We start from the raw sequence: 7503 nt of genomic DNA, 5'->3' as shown, positions 1-7503 counted from the left end.
ATTTTATGGCTAACACCAGAGTAGTAAAGGATACGCTCAGTTGTAGTAGTTTTACCCGCATCAATGTGAGCAGCGATCCCGATATTTCTTGTGTATTTTAAATCTCTTGACATTATTTGTTTTCCTGATTAGAATCTAAAATGAGAGAATGCTTTGTTAGCTTCCGCCATTTTGTGCGTATCCTCTTTCTTCTTAACTGCGGCACCTTCGCCTTTTGAAGCTGAAATGATTTCACCGGCCAATTTCTCAGTCATGGTTTTTTCACCACGTTTACGAGAGTAATTGATCAGCCATTTCATACCCAATGCGATTTTACGCTCAGGACGAACCTCTGTAGGAACCTGGAAGTTTGCTCCACCTACACGACGAGATTTAACCTCTACAGCAGGCATTACATTGTTCAAAGCTTTTTTCCAGGACTCTAACCCGTTTTCGCTTGTTTTTTTCTCTACTAACTCAACTGCGTCGTAGAAAATTGAGTATGCGATAGATTTCTTACCGTCATACATCATATTATTTACAAACCTGGTTACCATTACGTCGTTAAACTTTGGATCAGGCAGTAAGATTCTCTTTTTTGGTTTTGACTTTCTCATGTTGCTTTCCTCCGTGTATTATTTCTTTTTACCCTTAGCTGGTGCGGCTGCTGCCTGTCCAGGTTTTGGTTTCTTTGTTCCGTATTTAGAACGACGTTGGTTACGACCGGCTACACCAGACGTATCTAAAGCTCCACGGATAATGTGGTAACGTACTCCAGGTAAATCTTTAACACGACCACCACGGATTAACACGATTGAGTGCTCCTGTAAATTGTGACCTTCTCCAGGGATATAAGCATTCACTTCTTTTCCGTTGGTTAAGCGCACACGGGCAACTTTACGCATTGCTGAGTTTGGTTTTTTAGGGGTAGTGGTATACACACGTGTGCACACTCCTCTTCGCTGTGGACAGCTGTCCAATGCTGGGGATTTACTCTTATCCACCAGAGCTACTCTACCTTTTCTAACTAATTGTTGGATTGTAGGCATTTTTTCCTTTTAGTGTTTATTTGTTTTTAACCTGAATGAGCTTATTACAGCCTTCATTTAGGGACTGCAAAAGTACGAAGTAATTTTTGATTTTCAAGGAGTTGAGCAAAAATAATCGCCGGGTTGAGGATTGAAAGGAAAATGCCACCCGTCAATACTCAAAAACTGCGTCCAAGTCCAGTTCGAAACCGGGAAGTACTTAGGAATATACTTTTTCACTTAGTGTAAAGAGTTTAGAAGGCTGATATTTCCCCTGCAGGTCCAGAGTATACTTTAGCAAGGTTTGTTCTCCCGGAATGACAATCCAGTATTCTTTAACACCGTATTCCTCGTAAATGGTATACTTATTAAGTAATTCCTTCTTATTGTTGCCTGGTGATAAGATTTCGATTACCAAATCAGGAGCATGATAGGGTCTCATTTAGTGATTCTTCGTTCAATTCCCCGTTAGAATAAAGGATCGCCGAACATGATCCCTTCCAGAACCTTAGCAGATTTATCAGGCTTAGGCGAATGCTGAGCATTCCGAATATGACCTAAGCCGTTAAATAAATACATCCTACCACCACTTTGCAGCTCATAGCACGACAACTAATTTCACATATGCATTGTGCATGGCAAACTGATTTTAACACACCTTATAGTTATGAAAAAGGATTTTGATGATGATCTGCCCCTTAGCTTCGACCCTGAAGAACAATTGCGAATGGAAAACCAACTCTTAGAGCTAAAATTAAAGGCTGAGTTCGGCGCTCAAACATTTTCAGGTGGCGAGGTACCTGCTGAGGTCCAAAACACATTCCTGAAGAATGTCCTGGAATTTGAAAATAGCTACTTACAAAGTGGGGAAATAAAGATCTGTGATATTTTAGGAAATCCTGTATTGAAATCAGAGCCGGAGCTCGAAGACAGGGAACTGGAGATTTCGCTTGAAGAAGTAAACAAATTGCTCCTTGCCCATAATATTACTGTTGACTTCGGTAGTTCTTATAATAACCGCACCAAATATAAATTCATCACTGAAGAGCTTTTCGCAGAAAGCATAGTTCATACAGGAGTACCAGCAATGATGATGCACTTCATCTACGAAGAGTTTCACCCGGATCACAAAACAGATCTCTTCAATAAGGCTAAAAATTTTATAACAGCTTGGTTTGAAAAAGAACCGGACAAAATTTTATGGGAAATGGGCGATCGGATTATGTTTCCCGGGGGAACAGCTCTAACTAAAGAGCAGATAATGCAAAAACTGTTAATTACATTTAGCAGCTACACTGGTTTTTCGGAATGTAAATACGTTATTTCTGAGATTAATTTTGAAATCAGCGGTGATGCGGGAATAGCCTGCATCGAAGGCGCTGTCAGCTACGGTGCAAGTATTAATGATCAGGAAGCCATCGCCATCCAAGGTAATTTTAAATTATATTTCTTCCTTGAATATGGCTGGTGGGATATATTCTATTTCATTTTTCCGGGTTTTGACTTTCCCTAGCAGTATAACATCCTTTGTTCCGTGTACTCCGGCTCCTATTAACAAGATGTCAAAGGTCTCTTTTTGTTAACAAAAGATTAGCCTTCTATTTTCGCAGCCTGAAAGTGTTTAGATCGAATATATGTTATATATAGCTTAAGAATTATATCTTGAAATGGCTTAGATCTGGGAATAACCCGTTGGATTTAAAAGTATTGTCTCATTTCTAGAGACTGTATTCTTATAGTAATCCATTGCAGATAACTTCTTCCACTCTTCATCAACTCTAAATGTATTCCAATGTTCATCACGGGCAGCCATATCTTCAAAGGTTGTCATGTACATCAAATTAGGCATTCTACTTCCCGCAATTACACTTCCGTAAAAAACCGCATTAAATCCCAATCTTTTAAACAAACTTATCTCCCCACCCGTATTGAACATCTCCACTTTCCTTGTATACATTTTCTCAGTTGGCCCTTCATAACTTCTCAGCTCATATACACGCTTTGAGAGTTCGTTTTTTAATGCGGGAAGCTCCATATTAGGCATAAGGTCAAATGCTTTTATAAAGATCGATTCCATTCTTTTGTAAGGGGCTTTATTGTACGCCACATCAAGATATGCTTTACCGTTTTCATTATACATGGCATCTTTTGCCAGCTGTTCAGGCATGTCAGTAAATTGCTTAGTAGATTTAAAAGGAACAAGAACATAAATCCGCTTATCCTCAGATGTATTATTGTTTACAGGTTTAAAAACACCTACGTTCTTTATTCCTTTACGATTCATCGCAGGTAGAAGGGCATTTTTCAGATAGTTGTCAATTAATTCTTCCTGACCCGCATTTTCAAAATGATAAACCTTTATCTCATAAAAGGGTGTCTTTTTTGATTGAGAGAAAACCTGCGGAATACAGATTGAACTTATCAACACCGCCAGTGTTGCAATAAACTTTAATTTCATAATGATAAAAACTTATTTTTAATAAAGGTACAATCAAATTAATAGAATCACACTATCAACGTCTACAATTTTGCATCATTGACTTCCAGCCAATAGCCATCAGGATCCTGAAAGTAAATTTGAGAAACTCCGTCCGGACGAACCGTAGGTGCCCTGCTATCTCCTTTCATATTAATCCGGTCTATTTTACGTTTATCCAGTAGCGTTATAAATTCTTTTAAGGATTTCACACTAAAGCATAAGTGAGAGCTCTTCTCATGTGGTAAAATTTCCTTCGCGCCTTCAATCAGATGAAGTTGGCTATACTCACCTAGTGCAAACCAGGTATGCTTTCCATCGTTAAAGGGCTCTGGTATCACATCCAGCTGCAAAACATCCCGGTAAAACTCGGTACTTTTTTTAAGATCAAAAACATATAATGCTATATGATTTAACACGGGTTTCTGTTTAATCTGGGCCATTACACTTGACTGTGTGCTTACCGTTGCAATTATCAGGAAGGAAACCAAGTAGACTATTTTTTTCATACGTGACATGTTTAAATTTAGGACAGCTCGCAATAAAAACCTTATTATTTCTGAGCTGCAAAACGGTTAGCCTCTCTTTCTACCTGCTCATCGGATAAATTGTTTCCCGAATGAATGAGTATCTTATAGCGGAAAGTTACTGACTTTCCTGCTGGCAATTTAAAATTTAATACATCTTTGCCCGCGCTCATCTCCTTCTGGCCTAATGGGTTGGCAGCAAATAACCCGTAGCCCCTGGCATGCCAGTAAGTTGGATAACCGATATTGGAAGGATGATCCAAAATAACCATTGAAATTGGCTCGGTACCAATCTTTGAATTAAGATTTACCCAATCACCCCGGGTACCCCATACATCATCTCCTTCTTTACCCTCGCTGCTTCGGTATTTGCCGGTTATCCCTTCATTATTAAGTTGAGCAACATTGGTGGCTTTACCGCTTGCATCAGTAAATATTTCGGCCTTTTTTGACGGATGTTCCAGCTCCCGTGCCAATCTGATGCCGAGGAGTCCCTCTTTATTATCTTTAAAGGAAACGTCTTCTCCTAATGCCTTAAGTGTTGTGATGCGTTCAATGGTGCGTGTTCCTCCGGCTTCACTAAAAATGAATTTAGTTTCCTCAGTAAGCAATTTCGTTCCGTCTGGTTTTTGCCAGTCCATGGTAACCTCCAATTCAGCACTATTATCACCTCCCGTCATTTTACGAACAGAAGCATGCTTAATGGTACCAAACGCATTTTTTTTTGCAGCGGGAATGTCGGTTGAGTTATTCCAGAAATCAAGACCATTGACATCCCCATAATTAAACCAAAGACCAACGTGGTGAGGATGATCAACTCGTTCGCCCGGACGAGGATCCATAGGCCAACCCCGAGTGACCAAAGTCCCCTGAGAAGTGCGTAAAGGATATAATACAGGCTTCATTAATTCATCAGGATATATGTACGATGTAAATGGCTTGCCATCTACGGAAATATCGATGCGTTTCCCCGGCTTATTTTCGGTTATCGAAAAACGCTCTGTTTTATTTCGCGTCATTTGAGCATTACATCCTGTCAGGCCTACAATCGCCGAGAATATAAGCGAGAATAATAAAGAGAAATTTCTTGTCATGTTTTTATTGTTTTACGACTATTAAAAAAGCGAGCTTTTGCATATCATTTTATTGCTGTTAAAAGCAATAAAATAAAAAACATAACCCTGCCAATGCAGAGTTATGCCTGTCTTTTTAAAGATTGGATTATCCGATAACTACCTGCTGTTTAGCATCATTAAATGTTACCCTCTTTCCTGTTTCCAAAGCGGTCCGTGTCATAATATTCGCAACGGAATGGTTATATCCCGCCACCACTGAAGCATTCGGTGTTTTCCGGCTCCGGACGCATTCCATCCAGTTACGCATGTGCAGGGAGGTCATCTGGTCGCCACCTGTATTTGCACCTGTTTCCATTTTTGCAGCATTTGCCAAAGTAGCGGGCTCCAATAAATTTGGTTTCATATTCATCTCGGCAGCCATCCTTGCACTTAATCCTCCTTCAGGCGTTATCTTATTTGTATCCAAATTAATCATACCTCCGTTTGAATAGTAAAGTTCCTTTGTTTCACCAGCAGAATTGTGGAAGCGCGATGAAAACACTACCTGGAAGCCTTTACTCATATCTTTCTGCGGTCCATAATCGAATACTGCTGTCATAGTATCTGCATTGGTACGGCCATCTTTCCACATGTAGATACCACCATTGGCAGAAACACTACGGGGATGGTCTAAGCCTGTAAACCAATGTACAGTATCGATCTGGTGTGACATCCACTGACCAGGGATACCTGAAGAGTAAGGCCAGAATAAGCGGAATTCAAGATATTTCCGGGGATCCCACGCTACTTTCGGACGATTCATTAAGAAACGATTCCAATCTGTATCTTCCTGACGAATCTCTTTTACCAGAGGTACCCGCCAGCGTCCAGGCTGGTTTACGTTCCAGCACATTTCAACCATCGTGATATCGCCAAACTTACCTGAACGGATATATTCGTTAGCAGCTATATAGTTCGGCGCACTACGGCGCTGAGATCCAATCTGTACAATCTTACCGGTCTCATTAACTGCTTTCAAAATTGCCTTAGCATCTTCCAATGTTTCTGCCATCGGTTTCTCGACATAGGCATCTTTACCATTGCGTACAGCTTCGACTCCCATAAGGGCATGTTGAAAATCCGCTGTACTGATAACAACTGCATCCAGGTCTTTAGAAGCATATAGTTCATCATTGTTGCGGAACTTTCGAATAGTCTGGCCGGTCTTTTCCTTTACGAATGCTTCTGCCTCATCACGACGTCGGTTCCAGATATCTGAAACTGCTACAAATTCAAAGTTCAGTTCTTTTGCATGATTCATAAATGACGGTAGCAATGAGCTTTTGAAACGGCTGGAGAATCCTACGATACCTACCTGCACACGGTCGTTCGCTCCTATAATGCGGGCGTAGCTCTTAGCGCTAAATCCCATTGCACCCAAACTTAATGCGCCCACGCCTATTGAAGCCTTTTTAATGAAATCACGCCGCGAATTTTCTAATTTGTTTTCCATGTTGATATCAATTTATTTTAATGATGTTGGCAATGCCTTCAGGTTATTTTTACTACCTGCAAAACTTTGATATTTTTCTATATTTCAATAAGGCACTGGCAGCTTTTCCAAAACACTGCATATTTTTTTCAAAGCAAATTCTATATTTTATGACCAGGGCTTTTTCAGCAATTAAGTTCTACCTGTAATCTCTTCCAGATGTTTTACAGTTTACGCAACTTGATATTGCGATAATGAACTTCATCACCATGGTCTTGAAGCAGCAAATGTCCTTCCGTTGCTTCTCCAAAACCTTCAAAATTCTTATATTTACTATCCGCTACAAGCGCCCGGAAGGCCGGACTTCCACGTTCAAACTCGACGACTTTACTTCCGTTCAGCCAATGTTCAACCTTGTTATTTTTAGAAATTATGCGAACCTGATTCCATTCTCCTATAGGCCGTTTATTCTTTGAACGTGCCGGTATCAGATCATAAAGCGAACCGATAGTACGATTTCCATTCTTACCCATTTTGGCATCCGGATGCAAATCATCATCCAGGATCTGAAACTCCAAACCAATGGCAGACCCGGGACTTTTCGGTAATCTTTCAGTAACGAAATATTTTACGCCGCTATTTGCTCCGGGGGTTAATTTCGCTTCCAGGGTCAACTCATAATTATCATATTTTTCCTTGGTGATGATATCCCCACCGTTTCGGGCTTCTCTTCCATCCGATTTAACTACTATTAATTCCCCTCCTTCTATTTTCCATCCCTGGGTAGGGAATTCATCCCTATACGCTCCGCGCCAACCAGTGGTAGTCTTACCGTCAAACAGCAGAGTCCATCCGTTTCTTTTTTCCATTTCGCTAAGTGTATTCATAGCCTGATTAGAGTTAGCAGATAATGCGCCCATCTTCGGTTGGCAGCCTATCCCTGTTA

Annotated in this window: 10 protein-coding genes; 1 reads left to right on the top strand and 9 read right to left on the bottom strand. The window is 40.5% G+C overall.

Features of this window, described 5'->3' with window-relative positions:
• From WBJ10_RS05700 to WBJ10_RS05685, 4 genes are all read right to left on the bottom strand, one after another.
• On the bottom strand, positions 1 to 113 hold a 113-nt coding region (locus WBJ10_RS05700), incomplete at its 3' end, for a GTP-binding protein (RefSeq protein ID WP_424288565.1).
• A gap of 15 nt (positions 114 to 128) precedes the next feature.
• On the bottom strand, positions 129 to 596 hold the full coding sequence (rpsG, locus tag WBJ10_RS05695; protein ID WP_079703558.1) for a 30S ribosomal protein S7: 468 nt from the start codon (positions 594 to 596) through the stop codon (positions 129 to 131).
• Between the two features lie 18 nt (positions 597 to 614).
• Positions 615 to 1028, bottom strand: a complete 414-nt coding sequence (rpsL, locus tag WBJ10_RS05690) for a 30S ribosomal protein S12 (RefSeq protein ID WP_079703557.1) — start codon at positions 1026 to 1028, stop codon at positions 615 to 617.
• 199 nt (positions 1029 to 1227) lie between these two features.
• The gene (locus tag WBJ10_RS05685; RefSeq protein WP_424288564.1) at positions 1228 to 1449 is read right to left on the bottom strand and encodes a Uma2 family endonuclease; all 222 of its coding nucleotides are present in this window, start codon (positions 1447 to 1449) and stop codon (positions 1228 to 1230) included.
• A gap of 225 nt (positions 1450 to 1674) precedes the next feature.
• Here WBJ10_RS05685 and WBJ10_RS05680 point away from each other — a divergent pair, with 225 nt between their 5' ends.
• The gene (locus WBJ10_RS05680; RefSeq protein WP_424288563.1) at positions 1675 to 2520 is read left to right on the top strand and encodes a hypothetical protein; all 846 of its coding nucleotides are present in this window, start codon (positions 1675 to 1677) and stop codon (positions 2518 to 2520) included.
• 159 nt (positions 2521 to 2679) lie between these two features.
• Here the strand turns inward: WBJ10_RS05680 and WBJ10_RS05675 are convergent, their stop codons facing one another.
• The 5 genes from WBJ10_RS05675 to WBJ10_RS05655 form a co-directional block, all read right to left on the bottom strand.
• A complete protein-coding gene (locus WBJ10_RS05675) occupies positions 2680 to 3465 on the bottom strand; it encodes an NIPSNAP family protein (RefSeq protein WP_424288562.1) in 786 nt (261 codons plus the stop codon).
• Between the two features lie 62 nt (positions 3466 to 3527).
• Positions 3528 to 3992, bottom strand: coding sequence for a VOC family protein (locus WBJ10_RS05670; RefSeq protein ID WP_424288561.1), 465 nt, complete (start codon positions 3990 to 3992; stop codon positions 3528 to 3530).
• 44 nt (positions 3993 to 4036) lie between these two features.
• Complete coding sequence (locus WBJ10_RS05665) at positions 4037 to 5104, bottom strand: PmoA family protein (RefSeq protein ID WP_424288560.1); 1068 nt, start codon at positions 5102 to 5104, stop codon at positions 4037 to 4039.
• Positions 5105 to 5231: 127 nt separating this feature from the next.
• On the bottom strand, positions 5232 to 6578 hold the full coding sequence (locus tag WBJ10_RS05660; RefSeq protein ID WP_424288559.1) for a Gfo/Idh/MocA family protein: 1347 nt from the start codon (positions 6576 to 6578) through the stop codon (positions 5232 to 5234).
• A gap of 203 nt (positions 6579 to 6781) precedes the next feature.
• Positions 6782 to 7503 (bottom strand): 3-keto-disaccharide hydrolase (locus WBJ10_RS05655; protein ID WP_424288558.1); only part of this gene is annotated, 722 nt, incomplete at its 5' end.

This window comes from Daejeonella sp. (assembly GCF_049655485.1).
Classification (GTDB): domain Bacteria; phylum Bacteroidota; class Bacteroidia; order Sphingobacteriales; family Sphingobacteriaceae; genus Daejeonella.
Note: the sequence above shows the minus strand (reverse complement) of the source record. Positions and strands in the feature narration are given on the sequence as shown.

Bases quoted from the DNA above. Each gene is read 5' to 3' on its own strand.
- rpsG (WP_079703558.1), bottom strand. From the start codon at position 596: ATGAGAAAGTCAAAACCAAAAAAGAGAATCTTACTGCCTGATCCAAAG.
- rpsL (WP_079703557.1), bottom strand. From the start codon at position 1,028: ATGCCTACAATCCAACAATTAGTTAGAAAAGGTAGAGTAGCTCTGGTG.
- WBJ10_RS05685 (WP_424288564.1), bottom strand. From the start codon at position 1,449: ATGAGACCCTATCATGCTCCTGATTTGGTAATCGAAATCTTATCACCA.
- WBJ10_RS05680 (WP_424288563.1), top strand. From the start codon at position 1,675: ATGAAAAAGGATTTTGATGATGATCTGCCCCTTAGCTTCGACCCTGAA.
- WBJ10_RS05675 (WP_424288562.1), bottom strand. From the start codon at position 3,465: ATGAAATTAAAGTTTATTGCAACACTGGCGGTGTTGATAAGTTCAATC.
- WBJ10_RS05670 (WP_424288561.1), bottom strand. From the start codon at position 3,992: ATGAAAAAAATAGTCTACTTGGTTTCCTTCCTGATAATTGCAACGGTA.
- WBJ10_RS05665 (WP_424288560.1), bottom strand. From the start codon at position 5,104: ATGACAAGAAATTTCTCTTTATTATTCTCGCTTATATTCTCGGCGATT.
- WBJ10_RS05660 (WP_424288559.1), bottom strand. From the start codon at position 6,578: ATGGAAAACAAATTAGAAAATTCGCGGCGTGATTTCATTAAAAAGGCT.